The sequence below is a fragment of the Nocardioides alcanivorans genome (assembly GCF_021555175.1).
In the GTDB taxonomy this organism is placed as follows: domain Bacteria; phylum Actinomycetota; class Actinomycetes; order Propionibacteriales; family Nocardioidaceae; genus Nocardioides; species Nocardioides alcanivorans.
On the sequence record NZ_JAKGRW010000015.1, the window covers coordinates 78,350 to 103,692 of the forward strand.

Consider the following 25,343-nt stretch of genomic DNA (forward strand, 5'->3'; position numbering starts at 1 on the left):
TGATCGGAATGTATTGCGTGCCGGCGAGGTTGTCGTCGACGTGAATCTTCAGGACTCCCGTCGGATCTCCATCCTGTTGGGCGTCCTCTTCGGGCTCACCGGCATGGGCTCCTCCTCTGCGGCCATCGCGGTGCCCTTGCTCGCCGATGACCTCGGGACCAGCGTGGGCGTCGGCACCTGGACGATCACCCTCTATGCGCTGATGCTGGCGGTCGCGACCCCGATCTACGGTCGGGTCGCGGACCTGACCGGGGTCCGCCTGCCGCTGATGGTCGGCGTGGGCCTGATGACGGCAGGGGCGGTGCTGTCCGCGCTCGCTCCCAACTTCGAGGTGTTGCTGGTCTCCCGCGTCCTCCAGGGCGCGGGAGCCGCTGCCGTGCCCACGCTGGGTGTCACCGTGCTCTCGGCTCGTTACGACGGGGAAGTTCGCGGGCTCGCACTCGGACGCCTGGCCGGCGCTGCCGCTGCATTGTCGTGTCTGGGCCCCTTGGTCGGGGGAGCGGTCGAGGCACAGTTCGGCTGGCGTGCCGTGATGGCGCTCCCTGTGCTGGGGCTGCTGATCCTCCCGTTCGTGTGGAGCGCGCTCCACCGCGACGGCACCGGCGCACGGCTCGACATCGTCGGTGCCTTCCTGGTGGCAGCGACCTCTGCAGGCCTGGTGTTGGTGATCCAGTCGCCCTCGACCGGGTGGACCGTGGCACTCGCCGGTGTGCTCCTCGTCGTCCTGGGCACGCCCGCAGTGGCTGTGCAGGTCCGCCGACGTCCCCAGGGCTTCTTGCCGTTGTCGGTGATCAGCAACGCAGCGGTCATCCGCAGCGCGATTGCTGCCGCCGCCGTACCTGCGTCGTGGTTCGGGCTCCTGATCGCGGTGCCGGCCGTCATGATCGCCCACGGTTGGCAGGCGTGGGAGGTGGGCGTGCTGCTCGTGCCGAGTGCGGCGGTCGGCCTCGTCGTGCCTCGGATCGCCGGGCCCCTTCTGAACCGGTACGGCGGGCCGCGCGCCTTGGCCTTCGCCGGTGTTCTCGCCTCCTCGGCGCTGCTGCTCGCAGCCTTCGGGGCAGAGCGTCATTCGGCAGTGGCCCTCGGCTGCTCGGTCCTCCTCGTCACGGTGGCGTTCGGGGTCGGTCAGCCGGCGCTGATGACGTCGGTCGGCGACGCTGTCCACGTTGACGTACGTGGGGTCGCACTCGGCATCGCCACACTGCTGTTCATGGTCGGTGGCAGTGTGGGTTCTGCCGTCGTGGGAGGAGTCGGCGAGGTCTTCGGGATCCCGCACAGCCTGCTGCTCCTGGCCGCGCTGCCGTTGATCGGGTTGATCGCCCTCGTCCCCATGCTCCGCCGGGAGCAACCGCGAGACGGGTCCTCAGGGCACCCCGTTGGTCAGCAGCCCGTCGGTCGGCACCCCCTTGGTCGGCACCCCGTTGGTCGAGCTCGTCGAGACCCCCAGGACGGCCAGGCGAACGGCGGCACGTAACGCACCTTCGGAACAGTCGAACAAGTACTCGGAGGTCCTGAAGTACTCGGAAGTCCTGAAATGAAGAAAAGGCCCTGTGGAGCCAGGGCCTTTCCAGTGTCCGAGGGGGACTTGAACCCCCACGCCCGTTAAAGGGCACTAGCACCTCAAGCTAGCGCGTCTACCAATTCCGCCACCCGGACGAGTGCGGTGAAACCATAACAACAGTGCGGCCAAACATGCACATCGGGGGCCCGGTGACAGGATGGATCCATGGCGACACAAGGCGAAGCAGCACATCGGCCCGACGGTGAGGTCGTGGAGCTGTGTCGGGAACTGATCCGGATCGACACCTCCAACTACGGCGACGAGGACGGCCCGGGAGAGCGGCTGGCCGCTGAACGCGTCGCGGGATGGCTCGACGAGGTGGGCATCGAGAGCACCCTGCTCGAGTCGGAGCCCGGCCGCACGTCCCTGGTCGCTCGCTGGGGCGACGGGCCCGGCGACCCGTTGCTGGTGCACGGCCACCTCGACGTGGTGCCGGCGGCCGCGGACGACTGGCAGTTGCCGCCCTTCGCCGGGGAGATCCACGATGGCCAGCTCTGGGGGCGCGGCACCGTCGACATGAAGGACTTCGACGCGATGGTGCTCTCGGTCATCCGCTCCCGGGTCCGAGCAGGACTGCCACCCAACCGTCCCGTCGTACTCTGCTTCACCGCCGACGAGGAGGCGGGCGGTCGCAAGGGAGCCGAGTTCCTGGTCCGCGAACACCCCGACCTGATCGCCGACTGCACTGCTGCGATCGGTGAGGTGGGTGGCTTCAGTACGTCGGTGCGCGGCCAGCGCTTCTACCTGATCGAGGCCGCGGAGAAGGGGATGGCGTGGATCCGGTTGAAGGCCAGTGGCCGGGCCGGTCACGGCTCCATGATCAACCAGGACAACGCCGTCACGCGACTCGCTGGCGCCGTCGCCAGGATCGGCAGCCACGATTGGCCGGTGCGGCTCACACCCAGCATGGAGGTGCTCCTGGCGTCGGTGGCAGAGCTCGCTGGCACGACCGCGACACCTGACAACGCCGAAGCGCTGGTGGAGGAGTTCGGTCCCGCCTCGCGCATGCTCGGAGCCGTGCTGCGCAACACCGTCAACCCGACGATGTTCAACGCCGGCTACAAGGTCAACGTCATCCCGGGGAGGCGACGGCGTACGTCGACGGCCGCTTCCTCCCCGGCTACGAGGACGAGTTCTTCGCAACACTCGCGGAACTGTGCGGCGACCACGTGTCGATCGAGGCCGAGACCCACCTCAAGCCATGGAGCTCGCCCTTCAGCGGCGACCCGGTCGATGCCATCACCCAGTCACTGCTGACCCACGATCCCGAGGCGCGCGTGGCGCCGTACCTGATGAGTGCCGGCACCGACGCCAAGCACTTCCGGGAGCTGGGGATGGAGAGCTACGGGTTCGCACCGCTCCGTCTGCCGGACGATCTCGACTTCACCGCGCTCTTCCACGGCGTCGACGAGCGAGTCCCCGTGGACGCACTCGAGTTCGGGGCGCGGGTGCTCGACACCTTCTTCGACCTGGCCTGACCCGTTGGCGCCCCGACGGCTCAGATGATCGCGAAGTCGTAGTTGGGTCGCACCTGACGAATGATCTTGCGGCGCAGCACCACCCGGCGTACGCCGTCGTGTCCGATACGCACCCGGTCGAGCTCCCAGCCACCGTGCTCGGCCCGGTCGACGAGGATGCGGGTGACGGTGTTGCGTGAGAAGTCGCGGGGGAGGGTGAGGTTCTGGAACTCCCACTCCACGCCGAGACGATGGGGTGACCGGATCCGGGACATGCCTACTCCGGTGCCGAGACGTCGTCCAACGCCTCGATGATCTCGCGGGGCAGGGTCAGCTCCTCCGTGCCGAGGGACGCCTTCAACTGGGCGGCGGTGCGCGCGCCCACGATGGGCGCGGCGACGGTGGGGCGATCGCGGACCCAGGTCAGCGCCACTTCGAGAGGGGTCCAGCCGAGTCCCTCCGCTGCGGCAACGGTCGCCTCGACCACACGCTGGCTGCGGGCGTTGAGATAGCTGCCCACGAAGTTCGAGAAGTGCGGGGAGGCAGCCCGGGAATCGGCGGGAGTGCCGTTGCGGTACTTGCCGGTGAGCACACCGCGCCCCAGTGGGGACCAGGCCAGGACACCCAGGCCCATGGCCTCCGCGGCGGGGAGCACCTCGTGCTCCGCATGGCGGGCCAGGAGTGAGTACTCGACCTGGTTCGAGGCCAGCACGGTGCGACCGGCTCCGGCGCGCTGCCAGGTTGCGGCCTGCGCACTCTGCCAACCGTTGTAGTTGGACACGCCGGCATAGGCGACCCGGCCACTGGAGACGGCGATGTCGACGGCGGTGAGGGTCTCCTCGATCGGGATCCCGTCGACCCAGGCGTGCACCTGCCACAGATCGATGTGGTCGACGCCGAGCCGGCGCAACGACTCGTCGAGGGAGCGCAGCAGGAAGCCGCGGGACGTGTTGGTCTCCCGGACCCCGCGACGCCGCGAGATCCCGGCCTTCGAGGCGAGGACGACGTCGTCACGCTGCACCACGTCACCGAGCAGGGAGCCGATCAACGACTCCGAGGCACCGTCGCCGTAGCCCGCGGCGGTGTCGATGAGGGTCCCACCGGCTTCGACGAAGGCGATCAGCTGGTCGCGTGCTTCGTGCTCGTCGGTGTCCCGCCCCCAGGTCAAGGTGCCCAGGCCCAGGCGGGAGATCTTCAAGCCGGTGGCGCCCAACGCGCGTTGCTGCATGGGAAGAACGTTAGGTCACGGCCTGGAACCACGCGGCCGCGGCTCGCCGGATCTCACGTGGTGCTCGGTAGGGTTCCGCCCTGTGATCGATGTCCTGAAGGCAGTGGTCCTGGGTGTCATCCAGGGACTGACCGAGTTCCTGCCCATCTCAAGCAGCGCCCATCTGCGGATCTTCCCTGAGCTCTTCGGCTGGGGGACCCCGGTGCTGCCTTCACCGCCGTGGTGCAGATCGGCACCGAGCTCGCCGTGCTCATCTACTTCCGCAAGGACATCTGGAACATCTCCACGGCATGGCTGAGGTCGCTCTTCCGCCCGGAGTATCGCGGTGACGCCGACGCCCGGATGGGGTGGTACGTCATCATCGGGTCCCTCCCGATCGTGGTGCTGGGATTGCTCCTGAAGGACGTCATCGAGCAGGACTTCCGCAATCTCTGGGTGATCGCCACCGCGCTCGTCGTACTCGGCGTGGTGCTGGGCGTCGCTGACCGGGTCGGGGGCACCAGCCGCACCATGAAGGACGTCGGTGTGCGGGAAGCAGTGCTGCTGGGCGTGGCGCAGGCCATGGCGCTCATCCCGGGGGTATCGCGCTCCGGAGCAACCATCTCCATGGGGCGCTTCCTGGGGTTCGACCGCGCGGCCGCGACCCGCTTCGCCTTCCTGCTCGCGATCCCGGCCGTCGTCGGCGCTGGCATCTTCGAGTTGAAGGAGATCCCGCACGGCCACAACGACTTCGGCTGGGGGCCCACCATCACGGCCACGGTCGTCTCGTTCGTGGTCGGGTATGCCGCGATCGCGTGGCTGCTCCACTACGTCTCGACGAAGTCCTACACGCCGTTCGTCATCTATCGCGTACTGCTCGGCCTCGGCGTCTTCGCACTGCTCGGTGTCGGCGTACTCAATGCCTGACCTCGAAGCGTGACCGGCAGGCTCCCCGTCGGTGGAGTCAGAGCCAGCCGGACTTCTTGAAGTAGACCAGGAGTGCGACGACGCTCGCCACCATGAGCCCGAGGGACATCGGGTAGCCGAGGCCCCAGTGCAACTCCGGCATCTTGGTGAAGTTCATGCCGTAGACACCCGCGATCAGCGTCGGTACGGCGACCAGAGCGACTCCCGCCGAGATCTTGCGCATGTCGTCGTTCTGCTGCGCCGCGCTGCGGGTCTGCTGCGCCGCGAAGGCCGACGACAGAAGCCCGTCGAGCTCGTCGACGGACTCGGCGACGCGGACCAGGTGGTCGGCCACGTCGCGGAAGAACGGAGCAGCGTCGGGAGCCATCCCCGGCACGCTCCCCGTTGCAGCGCGCTGCATCGGATCCCGCAGCGGCATGACTGCTCGGCGTACCTCGGCGATCTCGCGCTTGAGCAGGTAGATCCGGGTGGAGCTGTCGGTACGGGTCGGTGAGAACACCCCTGCCTCCACCTCGTCGACGTCGTCCTGGAGGGAGGCCACCACGCGCTGGTAGTCGTCGACCGCATGGTCACAGATCGCGTGGGTGACAGCGGTGGGACCGTGCTCGAGCAGCTCCGGGTGCTGCTCGAGGCGGGAGCGGATCTGACCGAGCGAGCCACCCAGTCCGTGCCTGACCGTGATCACGAAGTCACGACCGAGGAAGATGTTGACCTCGCCGGTCTCGACCGCGTCCGACTCGTCGAGGTACCAGAGCGTCTTGAGGACGAGGAAGAGTGAGTCGCCGTAGCGCTCGAGCTTGGGTCGCTGGTGGGCCTTGAGGGCGTCCTCGACCGCGAGGCGGTGGAGGTCGAAGGCCCCGGCCACCTGGCTGAGCTCATCGGCCGTCGGGTCGTGCAGCCCGACCCACAGGAAGCTACCGGGCGCAGCGCCCCGCTGGCGCAGGCTTGCCAGGTCCTCAGGGCCCGAGGCGGGAGAGACTCGCTGTCCCTCGTGGTAGAGCGCGCTGTCCACGATCACGAGGGGAGCCTACGACGTAGGCTCCCCGTCATGGCGACGTTGATCCTCGTGCGACACGGCCGGAGCACGGCCAACTCCGGTCGCATCCTTGCCGGACGTGGTCCGGGAATCCATCTCGACGATCACGGCCGCGAGCAGGCGATACAGGTGGCCGAGAGGCTGGCTGGAGTTCCGCTGGCTCGGGTCGTCAGCAGTCCGCTGGAGCGGACCCGGGAGACAGCGGAGCCGTTGCTCGCCTCGCTGGGGGCCGAACTCGTGCTGGAGCCGGGGATCGTCGAGTGTGACTACGGCGAGTGGACCGGCCAGTCGTTCGAGGTGCTGCTCAAGGAGCCGTTGTGGAAGACCGTGCAGCGGCAGCCCTCGTCCGTACGGTTTCCCGACGGGGAGTCGATGCTCGAGATGAGCAGTCGCGGGGTGGCGGCCGTGCGTCGCCACGACCGCGAGGTACAGGAGACCCACGGCCCCGGTGCAGTCTGGGTCGCCTTCAGCCACGGCGACGTCATCAAGAGCGTCCTGGCTGATGCGTTCGGCATGCATCTCGACCTCTTCCAGCGCATCAATGTCGATCCCGGGTCGGCGAGCGTGGTCCGCTACGGGGAGCACCGCCCCAGCGTGCTGGCGGTCAACACCCACGCCGGATCCCTGGCCTGGACCGTGCCGCCCGCCGAGCACCAGCGCGAGGCTCCGGCGGGCGACGCGGTCGTCGGCGGTGGCAGCGGGCCCACGTCTGGTTAGGGTGGCGTCATGGCCCCGATCGTGCACTCCTTCGACCCACCGGACCGCTTCGTCGCGGGCACCGTGGGCGAGCCCGGCCAACGAGAGTTCTTCCTGCAGGCCCGCGAGGGCCGCCGCGTCGCCAGCGTCTCCGTCGAGAAGCAGCAGGTTGCTGTCCTGGCCTCGCGGATCGACGACCTCCTCGACGACCTGATGGGGAGCGTGGAGACCGATGCCGTCATCCCGGCGATGGCGCCCCGCGACCTGGTCGACAACGATCCGCTGGAGTTGCCGATCACCGCGGAGTTCCGCGGTGGCACGATGACGCTCTCGTGGGACGCGGGAGACGAGCGGGTCGTGATCGAGGTCTTTCCGATCGATGAGTCCGACGAGCCACTGGACGACGCAGACCCGAGTGAGATCTTCTTGGTGAGGATGACAGCGGCCATGGCGCGCGTCTTCGTGCAGCGGGCCGAGAGCGTGGTGAGCTCGGGCCGTCCCCAGTGCCCGTTCTGCGGGGGCCCCGTCGATCCCCAGGGACACCTGTGCGTGCGTGCCAACGGTTTCCGGCGCAGGTCCCTGTGAGCCTGCCGACCGAGTCCGACCTGATCGCCGACGGACCGCTCGAGCTCCGAGGGCGGGTGATGCCGGCCTCCAACGCGACGTTCCTCGCCACCATCGGCGAGACCCAGGTGGTCTACAAGCCGATTCGCGGGGAGCGTCCGCTGTGGGACTTCCCCGACGGGACCCTCGCCGATCGTGAGGTGGCCGCCCACCTCGTCTCCGAGGCGCTCGGGTGGTCGGTCGTGCCGCGCACGATCCTGCGTGAGGGCCCGCACGGTCCCGGGATGGTGCAGATCTGGCAGGAGCCGGACGAGGGACAGAGCGCCGTCGACGTGGTGCCCGAGGGAAACGTGCCTGACGGAATGCTGCACGTGCTCGATGCCTGGGATGACAGGGACCGACCCGTCTCGCTGGCGCACGAGGACTCCGCAGCCCTGCGGCGGATGGCGATCTTCGACGTACTCGTGAACAACGGCGACCGGAAGGGTGGCCACGTGCTCGCGATGACCGACGGTCACCGCTACGGGGTCGACCACGGGGTGTCGTTCCATGTGGAGAACAAGCTGCGGACGGTGCTGTGGGGGTGGGCCGGTGAGCCGCTGGCTGCCGAGGAGTCGGCAGGCGTCGCAGCTGTCGTGGCCGACGTACGACTGCACGACGCGCTGCACGAGCACCTGAGCGTCGCGGAGGTCGCGGCCTTCGTCACACGCGGTGAGAAGTTGCTGCGCGAGGCCGCGTTCCCACGCCCGAGCGCGGACTGGCCGGCGATCCCGTGGCCGGCATTCTGAACCCCTTGGCTAGTCTTCGGTCATGCGCGCTTGGTCACTCCCGGAGGTCCCGTCCCTGCCCGTCCGCGGTCCGCAGGTCAGGATCCACGACACCGCCACGGGCGAGAAGCGGGAGACCCAGCCCGACGGGGCCGCCCGCCTCTACGTCTGTGGCATCACCCCCTACGACGCCACCCACATGGGGCACGCCGCCACCTACGTGGCGTTCGACCTCCTGAACCGAGCCTGGCGCAGCGCCGGCCACGACGTGGTCTACGTGCAGAACGTCACCGACGTGGACGACCCGCTGCTCGAGCGGGCCGACAAGGTCGGCACCGACTGGGTCGCCCTCGCTGAGCGCGAGACGCAGCTCTTCCGCGAGGACATGGAGGCCCTGCGGGTCCTGCCGCCGCATGCCTACATCGGTGCCGTCGAGTCGATTCCGCTCGTCATCGAGCTGATCCAGCGGCTCCAGGAGGCCGGGCAGGTCTACCAGGTCGAGAGCGACCTCTACTTCCGGGTCCGCTCCGACAAGGCCTTCGGCAACGTCTCCGGGCTCGATGAGGCGACCATGCGCGCCGTCTTCGGCGAACGCGGCGGCGACCCGGACCGTCCGGGCAAGGAGGACCCCTGGACTGCGTCCTGTGGCGCGGTGAGCGCGAGGGCGAGCCGAGTTGGCCGAGCCCCTTCGGCCCGGGGCGTCCGGGCTGGCACGTGGAGTGCGCCGCCATCGCCCAGGAGCACCTCGGCCTCGGCTTCGACGTCCAGGGCGGCGGCAGCGACCTGGTCTTCCCGCACCACGAGATGTCTGCTGGTGAGGTCCAGGTCGCCTGGCCCGGTTCCGAGTTCGCCCAGGCCTATGCCCACGCCGGAATGGTCGCCTACGACGGCGAGAAGATGTCGAAGTCGCTCGGCAACCTCGTCTTCGTCTCGGCCCTGCGACTCAGTGAGGTCGACCCCATGGGGATCCGACTCGCACTGCTGCGCCACCACTACCGCGACGACTGGGAATGGCTCGACCAGGAGCTGTGGGCGGCCGTCGACCAGGCGGACCGCTGGCGCCTCGCCCTCTCCGGAGCCGGCGGCGCCGCGGCCGGAGCAGTCGTCACGGAGGTCCTCGAGGCCCTCGCCGACGACCTCGACGCCCCTCGCGCCGTCGCTGCCGTGGACGCCTGGGTCGAGACGACCCTTGCCGGTGACACGTCGGACCCCTCCGCTCCTGCCGACGTACGCCGCCTCCTCGACGCGGCCTTGGGCCTCGCCCTCTGACGTAGCTCCAAGCGGATCGTCCCTAACAGATTTGTAGAAATCCGGCCCGGAAACTACAAATCTGTTAGGGACGATCTGCTGTTCGTGCGTTTGTGAAGGGTCAGGAGTCGCCGTTGCGGCGCTTGAGGTAGCGCTGGAACTCGCGGGCGATGGCCTCGCCGGACGCCTCGGGGAGGTCACTGGTGTCGCGGGCCTCCTCGAGGGCGCGGACGTAGGCACCGATCTCCTCCTCCTCGTCGGCGAGCTCGTCGACACCGCGCTCCCAGGCTCGAGCGTCCTCGGGCAGCTGGCCCAGGGGGATGGAGACGTCGAGCAGCTCCTCCAAGGGGCCGACCAGGGCGAGCGTCGCCTTGGGGCAGGGCGGCGAGGCCACGTAGTGGGGAACGGTGGCCCACAACGAGGCGACGGGCACGTCGAGGACGGTGCACTGATGGGTGAGGACCCCCACGATGCCCGTGGGGCCCTCGTAGGACGACTCCTCGACGGCAATGCGGTCCTGCAGGTCGGGCTCGCTGGCCACGCCGGTCACCGGGAGCGGTCGGGTGTGGGGCGAGTCGGCCAGCATCGCACCGAGGGTCACGAACATCTCCGCGCCCAGCTCGGAGGTCACGGCGATCAGCTCGGTGCAGAACTGGCGCCAGCGCATGTTGGGCTCGAGGCCGCGTATCAGGATGACGTCGCGGTCCATGCCCGGGGAGAGGCCACCGCGATCCGGGTCTCCGGCCAGGTGATCTCGGCGCGGCCCTCGGCGTTGGTGGCCACGACAGGGCGGTTGACCTGGAAGTCGTAGTAGTCGTCGGGATCCACGGTGCCGATGAAGCGAGCGTTCCAGACCTCGATGAGGTGGTCGACCAGGCCACTGGCGGCGTCGGCCGCATCGTTCCAGCCCTCGAAGGAGGCGATGACCACAGGCGACGTCAGGTCCGGCACATCCTCGATCTCAATCACCTCTCCAACAGTAGACGCTGGGTGGAGCACGGCGTCGTCGATCGCCCGGTCGGATGAGATGCGTCACCCGTCGTGTCACGTAGCGGATGGACTGCTCCGCCACCATCGGCGGGAGCCTAGGATGTGTGCCAACCGAGAGGCGTTGCAACGGACGACGGGTCCGCCACGCTCGGTGAAGCTACAAGGACGCCTTCCATGCAGGAAGGTAGCGGTATGTCAGACAGCCTCGAAGTGAACCTCCGACCGGATGCCACGGAGGAGCTCACTGCCCTCATGGGCAGCCGCATCGTGGTGATCGACGGCGCCATGGGCACGGCGATCCAGCGCGATCGTCCCTCGGAGGAGGGCTACCGCGGGGACCGTTTCGCCGACTGGCCCCAGGACGTGCAGGGCAACAACGACCTGCTGTCGCTGACCCAGCCACAGATCATCGAGGCCATTCACCGCGAATACCTCGAGGCCGGCGCCGACATCATCGAGACCAACACGTTCAACGCCAACGCGGTCTCGCTGGCCGACTACGGCATGCAGGAGTTCGCCTACGAGCTCAACCGGACATCTGCCGAGCTGGCTCGGCGTGCCTGCGACGAGGTGGCGACACCTGAGCGGCCTCGCTACGTCGCCGGAACCTTCGGGCCGACCACCCGTACGGCGTCGATCTCTCCTGACGTCAACGACCCGGCCGCCCGCAACGTCAGCTACGACCAGCTCGTGGCGGCCTACATGGAGGTGGGTCGCGGCCTCCTCGACGGTGGGTCGGACATCCTCCTCATCGAGACGATCTTCGACACGCTCAACGCGAAGGCCGCGATCTTCGCCGTGGAGACGCTGTTCGAGGAGTACGGACGCCGCTGGCCCGTCGTCATCTCCGGCACCATCACCGACGCCTCAGGCCGGACGCTGTCGGGCCAGACCACGGAAGCGTTCTGGCACTCCGTCCGGCACGCGCGTCCACTGGCCGTCGGTCTCAACTGCGCGTTGGGTGCCAAGGAGATGCGGCCCTACCTTGCCGAGCTCTCCCGCCTGGCCGACACGTTCGTCTCCTGCTATCCCAACGCGGGGCTGCCCAACGCCTTCGGCGAGTACGACGAGGCCGCTGAGGAGACCGCCGCCGTGGTGGCCGAGTTCGCCCAGAGCGGTCTCGTCAACATCGTCGGCGGCTGCTGCGGCACCACGCCAGCCCACATCGCTGCCATCGCCCGGGTGGTCGAGAAGGAATCACCGCGCGAGAAGGTCGTTGTCCGACCGGCCATGCGACTGTCCGGGCTCGAGCCGCTCACGATCGACGACGACTCGCTCTTCGTCAACGTCGGCGAGCGCACCAACATCACCGGTTCGGCCCGTTTCCGCAACCTCATCAAGGACGGCGACTACGGGACGGCACTGAGCGTCGCCGCCCAGCAGGTGGAGAACGGCGCACAGGTCATCGACGTCAACATGGACGAGGGCATGATCGACGGCGTCGCCGCGATGGACCGCTTCCTGAAGCTGGTCGCCAGCGAGCCCGACATCTCCCGGGTCCCGTTGATGGTCGACTCCTCCAAGTGGGAGGTGATCGAGACCGGCCTCAAGTGCATCCAGGGCAAGCCCATCGTCAACTCGATCTCGCTGAAGGCGGGCAAGGACGAGTTCGTCGACCAAGCTCGGCTCTGCCGCAAGTACGGCGCCGCGGTGGTCGTGATGGCCTTCGACGAGGACGGTCAGGCCGACAACCTCGAACGACGCATCGAGATCTGCTCGCGCGCCTACCGGATCCTCGTCGACGAGGTCGGGTTCCCTGCCGAGGACATCATCTTCGACCCCAACTGCTTCGCGCTGGCGACCGGCATCGACGAGCACGCCAACTACGGCGTCGACTTCATCGAGGCAGCCCGGTGGATCAAGCAGAACCTGCCGGGCGCCCAGATCTCCGGCGGCATCTCCAACGTCTCCTTCTCGTTCCGGGGCAACAACCCGGTCCGTGAGGCGATCCACGCGGTGTTCCTCTTCCACGCCATCAAGGCGGGACTCTCCATGGGCATCGTCAACGCCGGCGCCCTCGTGGTCTACGACGAGATCGACGCCGAACTGCGTGAGCGGATCGAGGACGTCGTGCTGAACCGTCGACCCGACGCCGCGGAGCGGCTGCTGGAGACTGCCGAAGCGCACCGCGGCAACGGCGAGAAGGCCGAGGCGAAGACCGAGGAGTGGCGGACGCTGCCGGTCGAGGAGCGGATCACGCACGCCCTGGTGAAGGGGCTCGACGGCCATGTGGAGGCCGACACCGAGGAGCTGCGGGGGCTGATCTCCGCGCGTGGCGGTCGACCCATCGAGGTGATCGAAGGGCCCCTGATGGCGGGGATGAACGTCGTCGGTGACCTCTTCGGCGCCGGCAAGATGTTCCTGCCCCAGGTCGTGAAGAGCGCCCGCGTCATGAAGAAGGCGGTCGCCTACCTGATCCCGTTCATCGAGGCCGAGAAGCAGCCCGGCGACGAGGACCGCTCCAACGGCACGATCGTCATGGCCACGGTCAAGGGCGACGTGCACGACATCGGCAAGAACATCGTGGGTGTGGTGCTGCAGTGCAACAACTACGACGTGATCGACCTCGGCGTGATGGTGCCTGCCCAGAAGATCCTCGACACCGCACGTGAGGTCGGCGCCGACATCATCGGGCTCTCCGGACTGATCACGCCGTCGCTCGACGAGATGGTCAATGTCGCCTCGGAGATGCAGCGTCAGGAGTTCGAGATCCCGCTCCTGATCGGAGGTGCGACGACGTCGCGCGCCCACACGGCGGTCAAGGTCGACCGGCAGTACGACGGCCCGGTGGTCTGGGTGAAGGACGCCTCCCGTTCGGTGCCCACGGCCGCCGCGCTGCTGAGCTCGGAGCAGCGCCCGGGCCTCATGGCCGACATCAAGGAGGACTACGACGCCCTCCGCACGCGGCACGCGGCCAAGAACGAGCGTCCCATGGTCAATCTGGAGACCGCCCGCGCCAATCGGACCCCCATCGAGTGGGACGGTTACCAACCGCCGGTGCCGGCGCAACCGGGCATCCACGTGCTCAGCGGCTACGACCTCGCGGAGCTTCGCGAGTTCATCGACTGGCAGCCGTTCTTCAACGCGTGGGAGATGCGCGGGAAGTTCCCCGACATCCTCAACAATCCCTCGACGGGGGAAGAGGCGCGCAAGCTCTTCCAGGACGCGCAGACGATGCTCGACCGGGTGATCGAGGAGAAGTGGCTGACCGCCAACGCGGTCTTTGGCCTCTTCCCGGCCAATGCAGTCGGGGACGACATCGAGGTCTACACCGATGAGACTCGCAGCGAGGTGCTGACGGTGTTGCACAACCTGCGCCAGCAGGGTGACCATCGTGCCGGCGTACCCAACAAGTCGTTGGGCGACTTCGTCGCCCCCAAGGACACCGGCCTGTCCGACTACGTCGGAGGGTTCGCGGTGACCGCTGGGCTCGGTGCCACGGAGCACATCATGAAGTTCAAGGAAGACCTCGACGACTACTCGGCGATCATGCTGGAGGCGCTTGCCGATCGGCTGGCCGAGGCCTTCGCGGAGCGGCTGCACCAGCGCGTCCGCACGGAGTTCTGGGCCTTCGCACCGGAGGAGACCCTCGGCAACGACGACCTCATCGCCGAGCGCTATCGCGGAATCCGTCCGGCTCCGGGCTACCCGGCATGCCCGGAGCACACGGAGAAGCGCACGCTGTGGGAGTTGCTCGACGTGCAGAAGAACGCTGGGATCGAGCTCACCGAGTCCATGGCGATGTGGCCGGGCGCGGCCGTGTCGGGCTGGTACTTCTCCCACCCGCAGTCGCAGTACTTCGTGGTGGGGCGTCTCCAGCGCGACCAGGTCGCGGACTATGCCAAGCGGAAGGGCTGGAGCCAGCAGGAGGCGGAGCGTTGGCTCTCCTCCAACCTGGCCTACGAACCGGAGGACTGAGTCGGGGGTGCGGGGTTGCTCAGGCGCCTTTCATCGGGTGATCCCGCACTGCTCCTGCCAGGCCCGGCTGAGCAGCTGCTGCTTCGCACGCGGCGGTACGACCGGTACGAGCACGTCATCGGCCGTGCCGTCGATCCGGATCCGCACGGCGAACTGGAATCCCCTCGAGGTCTCCCACACGTGAGCATCACACCGGTTGGGGCGGAACCGAACGTCGAGAACCTGGGTGTCACCAGGGGCGAGAAGCAGGGGCAACCGGGCTGGATCGGCAACGAAGATCACCGACCCGTCGAGCGCCGTCAGCCGGGCAGTGGTGTCGGCGGAGACGGGCCCGACGCGTAGGGACGCCAGTACGACGAGGTCCCGCCCGCCGCCGGTGCTGCGCCATCGCGACTCCCACGCGAGCGGAATCTTCTCGGCGACTCGGTGGGCCGCGCACTCCTGTCGATGGATCGCGGCGAGCGTGTCGGCGCCTACGGGTTGCTCGACGACCACCTGATGGCCAGCGACTCGGAACTCGACCGACACGTCACGGGGAGAAAGATCGTGCTCACACACCGGGTCGCCGAGTGGGACACGTAGGTCGAGCGTCCTGTGGGCGGGCACCGTGGCGTCGTACTCCTCGAGCCCGGTGCCGGTGAACGCACCCGAGACGACCTCGACGCCCTGCACCCGTACGACGTGGTCGCCGGACTCGATCTTCACGACCAGCATCCGGTTGACCTGGTCGTGGGTGTATTGCATGAGGCTGACCGTGGCCTCCCCGAGGGGATCGGGCGGCGGCGCGTCGTGCCCGCGTCCGCCCGGCACACATGCGCTCGCTGCAGCGACAACGCCGAGCAGGATCCACGCGCGTGGGCGACGGGCGAGCACTCGACCAAGGTAGCTCTCCTGACCCTCCCCGTCGGCGTGGGAGAGGTCCCAGAACCCACGGGCGGTCGCGACGATGGCCATGGGGGCACACCTTCGATCTAGGGTGGGTCCCTGCACGAAGCGTCTGGGAGGGCATTCTGAACACCACGATTTCGTCTGATCCCTCCGGCGGGACCCGCGCCGGTGAAGGGCGATGGCCGGCGGCCGTCCTGTGGGACATGGACGGCACACTCGTCGACACCGAACCGTGCTGGATCGCGGCGGAGTACGAGATGGCGGCCCGGTGGGGTGGCACCTGGTCCCACGAGCATGCGCTCAACCTCGTCGGCAACGACCTGCTGGCCTCGGGGCGCTACATCCGCGAGCACATGGGCATCGACCGCACTCCCGAGCAGATCGTCGATGAACTCCTCGACGGCGTGGTGGCCCGGGTCAGCCATGAGGTGCCCTGGCGCCCGGGCGCGCGGGAACTGCTCGCCACGCTGCATGAGCACGAGGTGCCCTGCGCCCTGGTGACCATGAGCTACCAGCGTTTCGTGGCGCCGATCCTGGCTGCGCTTCCGGACGGCACCTTCGACGTGGTGGTGACCGGGGACCGGGTCGCCAACGGAAAACCGCATCCGGAGCCCTACCTGGTCGGCGCAGAGCTCCTGGGGGTGCGACCGGAGAGCACGGTCGCGATCGAGGACTCCGAGACCGGCGTGCGCAGCGCTACCGCCGCAGGGTGCGCGGTGCTCGTGGTGCCCTGCCACGTCGAGGTGCCAACAGGGCCCGGACGCAACTTCAGGGAGTCACTGGTGGGCCTGGGCGTCGAGGATCTCGGCGATCTCCTGCTGCAGGGCGGGGTCGGGAGGTAGCGGTAGCAACTCGCCGCCGAACTCCGGGCAGTGCGCCTGATAGCTGCACCAGTCGCACAGCCGACTCCTGCGGGGCCGCCAGTCACCGGCGAGCTGCGCCTGGTTGATGGCCTTCCACACCGCCTCGATCTTGCGCTCGGTGGCGATGAGGTCGGCCTCGTCGGGGGAGTACCGCAGGATGTCGCCGCTGCCCAGGTAGATGAGCTGCAGGACCGCGGGGATGATGCCTCGGGTGCGCCACAGGACGAGGGCATAGAACTTCATCTGGAACAGCGCCTTCGCTTCGAACATCTCGCCGGGCGCCTTGCCGCTCTTGTAGTCGACGACTCGGACCATGCCGTTGGGAGCGATGTCGAGCCGGTCGATGAAGCCACGCAGCAGGAGTTTGGAGTCGAGCAACGCCTCGACGTAGACCTCACGCTCGGCGGGTTCCAACCGGGTCGGGTCCTCCAACTCGAAGTAGCTCGCCAACGAGGTGTGGCAGGAGGCCAACCACGCCTCGCGCGCCTGCTCGTCGTCGCCGAAGAGTGCGTCGAGCTGCTCGTCCTGCTCACGCAGCCACTCGTAGCGCGGTCCGAGCATGTCACGTGCGCTCAACGGCGTACGGTCAGCCGCGGGCAGGTCGAAGAGGTCTTCGAGCACCTTGTGCACCAAGGTGCCGCGCAAGGCATCTGCCGACGGCTCCTCGGCCAAGCGGTCAACGGTGCGGTAGCGGTAGAGCAACGGGCACGTCATGAAGTCGCCGGCACGGCTGGGGGAGAGCGCGCCCAACACAGTGACCCCGTCGACGGGGGTCGAGTGTCTTTCGGCCGGAGAAGTCGTCATCAGGCCACACCCTAGGCGCAGCCACCGACACCGGTGACCGAGCGACGGCACCACGGGACCTGGCCGTACCGTCGGTCCGGTAGATTTCGGGTGTGTCAACCGATCCCGCCACCGAGTCCGGGCCGCGCCGTCCGCGGCCGCCCGGCACGATCCGGATCGGTCAGATAGCCGGTGTCGACGTGCTGGTCACGACATCCTGGTTCCTCATCGCGGCCCTGATCTCGATCGTGCTCGCCCCGCTCGTCGAGGAGACCCAGCCGGGACTCGGCGGATGGAAGTACGTCGCGGGTGTTGCCTTCGCCGTCCTCCTCTATCTGTCGGTCCTGCTCCACGAGGCGTCGCACGCGATCGCGGCGCAGCGCTTCGGCCACTCGGTTGACTCGATCACGCTGCACTTCCTCGGTGGAGCGACCGCCATCGAGGGGAGTCGCGGACGGCACGCGAGGAGTTCTGGATCTCGGTCGTCGGTCCACTCACCTCCCTGCTCGTCGGCCTGGTGGTGCTGCCACTGTGGTGGATCACGCCCGATGGGCTGCTGTCGCTGGCGCTGCTCGGCCTCATCTGGGCCAATGTCGTCGTGGGCGTGCTCAACCTGATCCCGGGCCTGCCGCTGGACGGTGGTCGGGTGTTGAAGTCCGCCGTCTGGGGGTCACCGGCAACCCTCACCGCGGCACCATCGCCGCAGGTTGGGGCGGCCGCATCACCGCACTGGCGATCCTGGCCTGGCCGTGGGTGATGGAGTCCTTGATCGGGGTCACCCCGAACTTCTTCGACACGATGCTGGCCGTGATCATCGCGCTCTTCCTGTGGACCGGTGCCACCGCCGCCATGCGTGGCGCCAGGATTCGCCGCAAGCTCGTCTCACTGGTCGCACGAGACCTGGCTCGGCGCACGTTGACCGTGCCGGAGGACCTGCCGGTCGCGGAGGCGGTGCGACGTGCCCAGGAGGCCGACGCGGGCGGCATCGTGACCACGGATCAGCGCGACCGACCCGTCGGCATCGTCAACGAGGCCGCATTGGTCGCCGTACCCGAGGAGCGCCGCCCCTGGCTGCCCGTCTCGCAGGTGACGCGTGGCCTCGATGAAGGCTTGTCGCTGCCTGTCGAGATCAGCGGTGAGGACCTGATCCGTGCGATCACCCGGCATCCGGCCCACGAGTACCTCCTCCTCGAGTCCGACGGGCGGATCTATGGCGTACTGGCCACGGCCGACGTCGATGCCGCCTTCGGTGCTTGAGTCCGCTTCACTGTTCCTGCCCAACCTGCATCCCCAGCCGAAAGAGGACCATGACCGACCGCGAGACCTCCGTGCCCGACGTCGCCCCCGAGGCATGGTCAGGGGTGCACCGCGGACCGCTGCGTGAGGGCGAGTGGATCCGGCTGGTCGACCAGAAGGGGCGCAAGCACAACTTCGAGCTCGTCGCCGGCAAGCGGTTCTTCAGCAACCGCGGTCACATCGAGCACGACGACCTGATCGGCCGCGAGGAAGGCTTCTCGGTCGTCTCGTCGGCCGGCGGCGAATACCTCGTGTTCCGGCCGTTGCTCTCGGAGTTCGTGGTCTCGATGCCACGCGGGGCTGCCGTGGTCTATCCGAAGGATGCCGCACAGATCGTTGCGATGGCCGACATCTTCCCGGGCGCCCGTGTGGTCGAGGCCGGCGTCGGGTCCGGGGCGCTGACCTGCTCGTTGTTGCGAGCCGTGGGACCGCACGGGACGGTGATGTCGTGGGAGCGTCGCGAGGAGTTCGCCGACGTCGCGCGCCGCAACGTCACGCAGTTCTTCGGTGGAGACCACCCTGCTTGGCAGCTCGCCCTGGGCGACCTGCAGGAGGAGCTGCCCCGCTCCGGGGCGAAGGTGGATCGGGTCATCCTCGACATGCTGGCACCGTGGGAATGCGTGGACGCGGTTGCGGACGCCCTGCTGCCGGGTGGCATCGTCGTGGCCTACGTCGCCACCACCACCCAGCTCTCGCGCTACGTCGAGACCGTGCGTGCCCATGGTGGCTTCACCGAGCCACAGCCGTGGGAGTCACTGGTGCGTGACTGGCACGTCGAGGGCCTCGCCGTGCGGCCGGGCCACAAGATGATCGGCCACACCGCCTTCCTGGTGACGTCGCGGCGGATGGCGCCGGGGAGACCGCCCCGCGCAAGAAGCGTCGGCCCGCGCCCGGTGCCTACGGCAAGGACTACAACGGGCCGCGTCCTGCCGACCTTCCCCCAGCGCTCGCCGAGGAGTCGCTCGACGACTGAGTGTCGTCGTACGCCCCGGTGCCTGCACTGTGTGACGTTCTTGCCTGCTTGGTGTGCCTAGCTACGCACACCAAGCTCCCATTTCCCCGCCCGGGCGGGGAATTCCCGCGGCTGGAGGGACTCCAGAAAGGTCACAGTACGGCGACGCGCGCAAAGTTGAATGCGCGAAGTCCTTCCATCCGTTGCCCGCGTGGGTAGGGTCACGGAGTACGAGGAGGTGACGCACATGACGGCATCGGACAGTCAGCGGAACCCGGAGGAGCTTGCGCAACAGGTGAGTTCCCTGGAGGCGGAGCTGACGCAGTTGCGGCAGCGTTTGGCGCAGTCACCCGGGCGCGGGTCACTCCTGGAACAGCGGTTGGTGGAGACCCAGCGCAGCCTGGCCGGAGTGACCGCGCAGAACGAGCGCCTGGCCCAGACGCTCCGTGAGGCGCGCGACCAGATCGTGCAGCTCAAGGAGGAGATCGACAAGCTGGCCCAGCCGCCGGCAGGGTTCGGCACCTTCCTGCAGCGCAACGACGACGACTCGGTCGACGTGATCTCCGGCGGTCGCAAGCTCCGGGTGACCGTGAGCCCCGGGATCGAGGCCGACGAGCTCGTGCGTGGCCAGGAGGTCCTGCTCAACGAGGCGATGAACGTCGTCGCGGCGCTCGACTTCGAGAAGGTCGGCGAGGTCGTGATGCTCAAGGAGATCCTCGAGGACAAGCAGCGCGTCCTCGTGATCGCCGGCGCCGACGAGGAACGAGTCGTCTCGCTCGCGGATCCCCTGCAGGGCATCCACCTGCGCGTCGGCGACTCGTTGTTGCTCGACAGCCGCACCGGTCATGTCTACGAGAAGGTCCCGAAGTCGGAGGTCGAGGAGCTGGTCCTCGAAGAGGTGCCCGACATCGACTACGACAACATCGGCGGCCTGATCACCCAGATCGACCAGATCCGCGATGCGGTCGAGTTGCCCTACCTCCACCCGGAGCTGTTCCAGCAGCACCAGCTCAAGCCCCCGAAGGGCGTGTTGCTCTATGGCCCTCCGGGGTGCGGGAAGACGCTGATCGCGAAGGCGGTCGCCAACTCGCTCGCCAAGAAGGTCGCTGCCAAGACGGGCCACGAGGGCAAGTCCTACTTCCTCAACATCAAGGGCCCCGAGCTGCTCAACAAGTACGTCGGTGAGACGGAGCGTCACATCAGGCTCGTCTTCCAGCGAGCTCGGGAGAAGGCGTCCGAGGGCACTCCGGTCATCGTCTTCTTCGACGAGATGGACTCGCTCTTCCGTACCCGCGGCTCCGGGGTCTCCTCCGACGTGGAGAACACGATCGTGCCGCAGCTCCTCAGCGAGATCGACGGCGTCGAGCTCCTGGAGAACGTGCTGGTCATCGGTGCCTCCAACCGTGAGGACATGATCGACCCGGCCATCCTGCGTCCCGGCCGCCTCGACGTGAAGATCAAGATCGAGCGGCCCGACGCGGAGTCGGCTCGCGACATCTTCAGCAAGTACCTCGTCCCCGAGCTGCCGTTGCACGCCGACGATCTCGCGGAGTTCGGCGACAACCGCAAGGCATGCGTCGACGGCATGATCCGCGCGACCGTGGAGCGGATGTACTCCGAGACCGAGGAGAACCGCTTCCTCGAGGTCACCTACGCCAACGGTGACAAGGAGGTCCTCTACTTCAAGGACTTCAACTCCGGGGCAATGATCCAGAACATCGTCGACCGGGCCAAGAAGATGGCGATCAAGGACCTCCTCGACCACGACCAGCTCGGACTGCGCGTCCAGCACATGCTCCAGGCCTGCGTGGACGAGTTCAAGGAGAACGAGGACCTCCCCAACACCACCAACCCCGACGACTGGGCACGGATCTCGGGCAAGAAGGGCGAGCGGATCGTCTTCATCCGCACCCTGGTCACCGGCAAGCAGGGTACCGAGCCGGGGCGTTCCATCGACCAGGTCGACAACACCGGTCAGTACCTCTGAGTCAGCAGGTGGCGGTGGCGAGATGGCCCCAGGCCATCGGCGCCGCCGCCCTCTGGGGCAGCAGGTAGGCCTGGCGGATCACGTTCACGTCGAAGCCGGCAGCCGTCGCCAACTCGATCGGGTCCCGGGTCAGGTGGCAGCCGCCGGCGACCCGCCGCTGGACGGGCTCCAGTCGTCGTTGCCACCGTTGCACCCGTGGATCCTCGGCACGTCCGTGCTCCAGGAGGTGGAGCCGACCGCCGGGCCGTAGCACCCGACGTACTTCGGAGAGCGCCAGCGCGGGATCGGGGATGGTGCAGAGCGTGAAGGTGCACAACACCGAGTCGTACGCCGCATCGTCTGCCCGGAGACGCTGCCCGTCGAGTCCCACTCGCCGTACGTCCGTCGCGGACTTCGCACGACGCCGCTCCGACATCGCCCATCCGCGGTCCGAGGGCTCCACCGCGTCGACCGACCCGACCTCGGTCGGGTAGAAGCGAGTGTTGAGGCCGCTGCCGAAGCCGATCTCCAACACCCCTCCCCGAAGGCCGGTGCAGCACGCTGCGCGCCAGGCGCCGATCTCGTGACCACGCAGGGAGACGTCGACCAGTCGCGGCACCACACGTGACTCCCACCAACCCATGGGGCCAGTCAACCGTGCGGGCTGCTCCACCACAACGGTCTGGACACATCTCCCCACCAGCACCACCGGGTGGGTAGGGTCGCAAACATGAGCGTCCGAAGGGTGATGGGCACCGAGGTCGAGTACGGCATCTCCGTGCAGGGACAGCCGCACGCCAACCCGATGACCGCCTCCAGCCAGATCGTGAACGCCTACGCGGCCAGTGCTCAGCGGGCCCGGCGGGCCCGGTGGGACTTCGAGGAGGAGGCGCCGCTGCGTGACGCGCGCGGCTTCGACCTCTCCCGTGACAAGGCAGATCCCGGTCTGCTCACCGACGAGGACCTCGGGCTGGCCAACGTCATCCTCACCAACGGTGCCCGTCTCTACGTCGACCACGCCCACCCGGAGTACTCGACCCCCGAGGTGACCTCGCCGCTCGACGTCGTCAAGTGGGACAAGGCGGGGGAGTTGGTGATGCTCGAGGCATCGCGTCTGGCCGCCCAGATCCCGGGGGCCGCGCCGATCCAGCTCTACAAGAACAACACCGACAACAAGGGTGTCTCCTACGGCTCCCACGAGAACTACCTGATGCGGCGCTCGACCCCGTTCGCTGACATCGTCAAGCACCTGACGCCGTTCTTCGTCACCCGTCAGGTCGTGTGCGGTGCGGGAAGACTCGGGGTCGGGCAGGACGGCAGCGAGCACGCCTACCAGATCAGTCAGCGCGCCGACTTCTTCGAGGTCGAGGTCGGGCTGGAGACGACCCTCAAGCGGCCGATCATCAACACCCGCGACGAGCCGCACGCCGACCCGGCGAAGTATCGCCGGCTCCACGTGATCATCGGCGACGCCAACCTGTCGGAGGTCTCCACCTACCTCAAGGTGGGCACCACCTCGTTGGTGCTGGCGATGATCGAGGCCGGCTACATCACCCAGGAGCTGTCCCTGGCCACTCCGGTTGCCTCGCTCCGGGCCATCTCGCACGACCCCACGTGCCGTCGTACGGTGCGGTTGGCGAACGGCCGGGAGGTCACTGCGGTCCAGTTGCAGCTCGAATACCTGGAGCTGGCGAGCAAGTTCGTGCAGGAGCGTCTCGGTGACGACGCCGACGCCCAGACCCGCGACGTGCTCGCGCGCTGGGAGTCGGTGCTCAACCGCCTCGAGCGTGATCCGATGGAATGTGCGCGTGAGCTCGACTGGGTCGCGAAGCTCGGCCTCCTCGAGCAGTACCGCCAGCGTGACGGCCTGGAGTGGAGTGACTCCAAGTTGCAGCTGATCGATCTGCAGTACGCCGACATCCGGCCCGAGCGCGGCCTGCACCACCGGCTGGTGCAGCGTGGCCGGATGGAACGGTTGATCGATCCCGTGGAGGTCGAGCTCTCGGTGCACGAGCCTCCGGTCGACACCCGTGCCTACTTCCGCGGCAAGGTGCTCGACAAGTTCTCCGACGGAGTCGCGGCGGCCTCCTGGGATTCGGTGATCTTCGACCTCCCGGGCAAGGAGGCGCTGCAGCGAGTGCCCACGATGGACCCGCTCCGGGGGACCCGCAAGCACGTGGGCGCGTTGATCGACCGCTGCGACACGGCCGAAGAGCTCTTCCGTGCCTTGACACAACGACCGACTGGATAGGGTGGGGACATGGCCCAGGAGCACAAGCAACCCAAGCGGTCTTCCGAGGAGACGACGTCGGAAGAGGTCGAGGAGACCACCGATCTCGCCGAGCGCAAGGAACAGCTCGACGAAGACATCGACGCTCTGCTCGACGAGATCGACGATGTCCTCGAGACCAATGCAGAGGACTTCGTGAAGTCGTTCATCCAGAAGGGTGGCGAGTGAGCCGCGCGCAGGCCGGCGCCGGGCGTCTGCCCGACGCCTTCATGGCCGCCGGCAATTCGTCCTTCGCCGACTTCCTCTCCGACCACGCCCCCGAGCTGCTGCCTGCCAACAGGTCGCTGCCCGCAGGTTCGGCTGCGGACCTGGCTCCCCATGGCACCACCATCGTCGCCGCGACCTTCGAGGGCGGCGTGATCATGGCCGGCGACCGCCGGGCCACGATGGGCAACATCATCGCTCAGCGCGACATCCAGAAGGTCTTCCCGACCGACGAGTTCAGCTGTGCCGGAATCGCGGGAACGGCGGGACTTGCCGTCGAGATGATCCGGCTCTTCCAGACCGAGCTCGAGCACTACGAGAAGATCGAAGGCACCACGCTCTCCGTCGACGGCAAGGCCAACCGCCTGGCTGCCTTGATCCGCTCCAACCTCGGGATGGCCATGCAGGGCCTCTCCGTGGTGCCGCTCTTCGCGGGTTGGGACGACCGAGCCGGCACCGGCCGGATCTTCTCCTACGACGTGACCGGTGGGCGTTACGAGGAGACTGCCTTCCACGCCGTGGGTTCCGGCTCGCTCTTCGCCCGTGGATCGCTCAAGAAGCTCTACCGCGAAGACCTCGACGAGGACGGTTGCGTGACGGCGCTGGTGCAGGCACTCTACGACGCCGCCGACGACGATTCCGCCACTGGCGGCCCCGATCTGGCACGCCGGATCTTCCCCGTGGTCCACGTCATCACCGCCGACGGCGGCCGCCGCCTGAGCGATGACGAGGTCGCCCAGGTCGCCGACCGGGTCATCGCCGGCCGGATGCAACGACCCGACGGCCCTGCCGCTCCGCTGAACTGAGGACACCCATGAGCACCCCGTTCTACGTTTCGCCCGAGCAACTCATGAAGGACCGGGCCGACTTCGCCCGCAAGGGAGTCACCCGCGGTCGCGCGCTGGTCGCCCTCCAGTACGACGAGGGCGTGCTGTTGGCATCCGAGAACCCTTCACAGGCGTTGCACAAGATCTCCGAGCTCTATGACCGGATCGCCTTCGCGGCGGTGGGTCGTTACAACGAGTTCGAGAACCTCCGCATCGCCGGCGTCCGGATGGCCGACATGCGTGGCTACGCCTACGACCGGCGCGACGTCACCGGCCAGGGCCTTGCTGGCGCCTATGCGCAGACGCTCGGCACGATCTTCTCCAGCGGTGGTGAGAAGCCCTACGAGGTCGAGATCTTCGTCGCTGAGATCGGTGACCGTGCGGAGGACGACAAGATCTTCCGTCTCACCTTCGAGGGCATGGTCGCCGATGAGCACGGCTACGCCGTCATGGGCGGCAATGCCGAGCCCGTGGGCCGCCACCTCAAGGAGCACTACGAGCCGGGCGGCGACCTTGCCGCCGCGGTCTCCGTCGCCGTCGCTGCCCTGGGGCAGACCGACAAGGACCCCCGGGTGATCCCGGTGGACGACCTCGAGATCGCCATCCTCGACCGGACTCGCAACCAGCCGCGCAAGTTCCGCCGGATCACGGGCGACAAGTTGCGCGACCTGCTGGGGGACCGGGGTGCGGAGACGCCTGACGGGCCCAGTGACGAGGACCTGGCCATCCACGCGCCGTCCCAGGTGACGGGTGTCGACGATCCCAGCGACCCGACCGACGTCGTCAGTGGGGGCACGCCTCCGTTGGAGGATCCGCTGACGGGAGAGCCGCCCGTCGCCCCACCGCCCGAGGGGTGATCCGTCGGTGCTGTCGGCCTAGGTCCGTCGGTGGGGTCTCGACAGG

Annotated in this window: 24 protein-coding genes, 1 tRNA gene and 3 pseudogenes; 20 read left to right on the forward strand and 8 right to left on the reverse strand. The window is 68.0% G+C overall.

Annotated features, from left to right (window positions below):
- The first annotated feature begins 40 nt into the window (after positions 1–40).
- A complete protein-coding gene (locus L1066_RS08755) occupies positions 41–1,474 on the forward strand; it encodes an MFS transporter (RefSeq protein ID WP_235735978.1) in 1,434 nt (477 codons plus the stop codon).
- Positions 1,475–1,570: 96 nt separating this feature from the next.
- Here L1066_RS08755 and L1066_RS08760 read toward each other — a convergent pair.
- A tRNA-Leu gene (locus tag L1066_RS08760) sits at positions 1,571–1,657 on the reverse strand.
- Positions 1,658–1,726: 69 nt separating this feature from the next.
- Between L1066_RS08760 and L1066_RS08765 the strand changes: the two genes are divergently transcribed.
- Together L1066_RS08765 and L1066_RS29140 are read left to right on the forward strand one after the other, a co-directional pair.
- The gene (locus tag L1066_RS08765) at positions 1,727–2,818 is read left to right on the forward strand and encodes a M20/M25/M40 family metallo-hydrolase (RefSeq protein WP_312007365.1); all 1,092 of its coding nucleotides are present in this window, start codon (positions 1,727–1,729) and stop codon (positions 2,816–2,818) included.
- A gap of 35 nt (positions 2,819–2,853) precedes the next feature.
- Positions 2,854–3,039 (forward strand): hypothetical protein, encoded by a 186-nt coding sequence (locus L1066_RS29140; RefSeq protein ID WP_446499899.1) that lies wholly within the window; start codon positions 2,854–2,856, stop codon positions 3,037–3,039.
- A gap of 20 nt (positions 3,040–3,059) precedes the next feature.
- Here L1066_RS29140 and L1066_RS08770 read toward each other — a convergent pair whose 3' ends face one another.
- Together L1066_RS08770 and L1066_RS08775 are read right to left on the reverse strand one after the other, a co-directional pair.
- A complete protein-coding gene (locus L1066_RS08770; protein ID WP_235735979.1) occupies positions 3,060–3,293 on the reverse strand; it encodes a DUF5703 family protein in 234 nt (77 codons plus the stop codon).
- Positions 3,294–3,295: 2 nt separating this feature from the next.
- Positions 3,296–4,246 (reverse strand): aldo/keto reductase, encoded by a 951-nt coding sequence (locus L1066_RS08775; protein ID WP_235735980.1) that lies wholly within the window; start codon positions 4,244–4,246, stop codon positions 3,296–3,298.
- On the opposite strand from L1066_RS08775, the gene L1066_RS27595 reads away from it, so the two are divergent.
- Positions 4,245–4,544 (forward strand): undecaprenyl-diphosphate phosphatase, encoded by a 300-nt coding sequence (locus L1066_RS27595; RefSeq protein WP_312007370.1) that lies wholly within the window; start codon positions 4,245–4,247, stop codon positions 4,542–4,544. The two genes, L1066_RS08775 and L1066_RS27595, sit on opposite strands and share 2 nt — an antisense overlap.
- Entirely contained in the window at positions 4,466–5,152 is a 687-nt protein-coding gene (locus L1066_RS08780; protein WP_312007372.1) for an undecaprenyl-diphosphate phosphatase, read from the forward strand. The genes L1066_RS27595 and L1066_RS08780 overlap by 79 nt, the downstream gene beginning before the upstream one ends.
- Before the next feature lie 37 nt (positions 5,153–5,189).
- On the opposite strand, the gene corA is transcribed toward L1066_RS08780, so the two are convergent.
- Complete coding sequence (gene corA, locus L1066_RS08785; protein ID WP_235735981.1) at positions 5,190–6,170, reverse strand: magnesium/cobalt transporter CorA; 981 nt, start codon at positions 6,168–6,170, stop codon at positions 5,190–5,192.
- Between the two features lie 30 nt (positions 6,171–6,200).
- Here corA and L1066_RS08790 point away from each other — a divergent pair, with 30 nt between their 5' ends.
- The 4 genes and pseudogenes from L1066_RS08790 to mshC all read left to right on the forward strand — a co-directional run bounded on the left by L1066_RS08790 (position 6,201) and on the right by mshC (position 9,484).
- Positions 6,201–6,905: a histidine phosphatase family protein gene (locus L1066_RS08790; RefSeq protein WP_235735982.1), complete on the forward strand. Its 705-nt coding sequence runs from the start codon at positions 6,201–6,203 to the stop codon at positions 6,903–6,905.
- Between the two features lie 9 nt (positions 6,906–6,914).
- Positions 6,915–7,469 carry an Rv2134c family protein gene (locus L1066_RS08795; protein WP_235735983.1) on the forward strand — a complete coding sequence of 185 codons (555 nt, stop codon included), beginning with the start codon at positions 6,915–6,917 and terminating at the stop codon, positions 7,467–7,469.
- Positions 7,466–8,236: an Rv2133c family protein gene (locus L1066_RS08800; protein ID WP_235735984.1), complete on the forward strand. Its 771-nt coding sequence runs from the start codon at positions 7,466–7,468 to the stop codon at positions 8,234–8,236. Before L1066_RS08795 ends, L1066_RS08800 begins: the two co-directional genes overlap by 4 nt.
- A gap of 22 nt (positions 8,237–8,258) precedes the next feature.
- Positions 8,259–9,484 (forward strand): annotated as a pseudogene (gene mshC, locus L1066_RS08805) (cysteine--1-D-myo-inosityl 2-amino-2-deoxy-alpha-D-glucopyranoside ligase).
- 100 nt (positions 9,485–9,584) lie between these two features.
- Here the strand turns inward: mshC and L1066_RS08810 are convergent.
- Positions 9,585–10,462 (reverse strand): annotated as a pseudogene (locus L1066_RS08810) (PAC2 family protein).
- 183 nt (positions 10,463–10,645) lie between these two features.
- On the opposite strand from L1066_RS08810, the gene metH reads away from it, so the two are divergent.
- Positions 10,646–14,371: a methionine synthase gene (gene metH / locus L1066_RS08815; protein WP_235735985.1), complete on the forward strand. Its 3,726-nt coding sequence runs from the start codon at positions 10,646–10,648 to the stop codon at positions 14,369–14,371.
- Positions 14,372–14,401: 30 nt separating this feature from the next.
- Here the strand turns inward: metH and L1066_RS08820 are convergent, their stop codons facing one another.
- Complete coding sequence (locus L1066_RS08820; protein ID WP_235735986.1) at positions 14,402–15,325, reverse strand: hypothetical protein; 924 nt, start codon at positions 15,323–15,325, stop codon at positions 14,402–14,404.
- A gap of 68 nt (positions 15,326–15,393) precedes the next feature.
- On the opposite strand from L1066_RS08820, the gene L1066_RS08825 reads away from it, so the two are divergent.
- Entirely contained in the window at positions 15,394–16,101 is a 708-nt protein-coding gene (locus L1066_RS08825; RefSeq protein WP_312007407.1) for an HAD family hydrolase, read from the forward strand.
- Here the strand turns inward: L1066_RS08825 and L1066_RS08830 are convergent.
- Positions 16,036–16,926, reverse strand: a complete 891-nt coding sequence (locus tag L1066_RS08830; protein ID WP_235735988.1) for a RecB family exonuclease — start codon at positions 16,924–16,926, stop codon at positions 16,036–16,038. The two genes, L1066_RS08825 and L1066_RS08830, sit on opposite strands and share 66 nt — an antisense overlap.
- Before the next feature lie 92 nt (positions 16,927–17,018).
- On the opposite strand from L1066_RS08830, the gene L1066_RS08835 reads away from it, so the two are divergent.
- The 5 genes and pseudogenes from L1066_RS08835 (at position 17,019) to arc (ending at position 21,140) form a co-directional block, all read left to right on the forward strand.
- Entirely contained in the window at positions 17,019–17,522 is a 504-nt protein-coding gene (locus tag L1066_RS08835) for a zinc metalloprotease (RefSeq protein ID WP_235736078.1), read from the forward strand.
- Positions 17,510–17,662 carry a hypothetical protein gene (locus L1066_RS08840; RefSeq protein ID WP_235736074.1) on the forward strand — a complete coding sequence of 51 codons (153 nt, stop codon included), beginning with the start codon at positions 17,510–17,512 and terminating at the stop codon, positions 17,660–17,662. Before L1066_RS08835 ends, L1066_RS08840 begins: the two co-directional genes overlap by 13 nt.
- Positions 17,662–18,162, forward strand: coding sequence for a CBS domain-containing protein (locus tag L1066_RS08845; protein WP_235735989.1), 501 nt, complete (start codon positions 17,662–17,664; stop codon positions 18,160–18,162). The genes L1066_RS08840 and L1066_RS08845 overlap by 1 nt, the downstream gene beginning before the upstream one ends.
- A 50-nt stretch (positions 18,163–18,212) precedes the next feature.
- Positions 18,213–19,174 (forward strand): annotated as a pseudogene (locus L1066_RS08850) (tRNA (adenine-N1)-methyltransferase).
- 226 nt (positions 19,175–19,400) lie between these two features.
- Complete coding sequence (gene arc, locus L1066_RS08855) at positions 19,401–21,140, forward strand: proteasome ATPase (RefSeq protein WP_235735990.1); 1,740 nt, start codon at positions 19,401–19,403, stop codon at positions 21,138–21,140.
- A gap of 1 nt (position 21,141) precedes the next feature.
- Here the strand turns inward: arc and L1066_RS08860 are convergent, their stop codons facing one another.
- Positions 21,142–21,762, reverse strand: a complete 621-nt coding sequence (locus L1066_RS08860) for a class I SAM-dependent methyltransferase (RefSeq protein WP_235735991.1) — start codon at positions 21,760–21,762, stop codon at positions 21,142–21,144.
- A gap of 87 nt (positions 21,763–21,849) precedes the next feature.
- Here L1066_RS08860 and dop point away from each other — a divergent pair, with 87 nt between their 5' ends.
- From dop to prcA, 4 genes are read left to right on the forward strand one after another with little or no spacing between them, the layout of a single operon-like run.
- Complete coding sequence (gene dop, locus L1066_RS08865; protein ID WP_235735992.1) at positions 21,850–23,370, forward strand: depupylase/deamidase Dop; 1,521 nt, start codon at positions 21,850–21,852, stop codon at positions 23,368–23,370.
- 9 nt (positions 23,371–23,379) lie between these two features.
- Complete coding sequence (locus L1066_RS08870; RefSeq protein WP_235735993.1) at positions 23,380–23,577, forward strand: ubiquitin-like protein Pup; 198 nt, start codon at positions 23,380–23,382, stop codon at positions 23,575–23,577.
- Positions 23,578–23,618: 41 nt separating this feature from the next.
- Entirely contained in the window at positions 23,619–24,419 is an 801-nt protein-coding gene (gene prcB, locus L1066_RS08875) for a proteasome subunit beta (protein ID WP_235736075.1), read from the forward strand.
- An 8-nt stretch (positions 24,420–24,427) separates the two neighbouring features.
- Positions 24,428–25,297: a proteasome subunit alpha gene (gene prcA / locus L1066_RS08880; RefSeq protein WP_235735994.1), complete on the forward strand. Its 870-nt coding sequence runs from the start codon at positions 24,428–24,430 to the stop codon at positions 25,295–25,297.
- Positions 25,298–25,343: the final 46 nt, after the last annotated feature.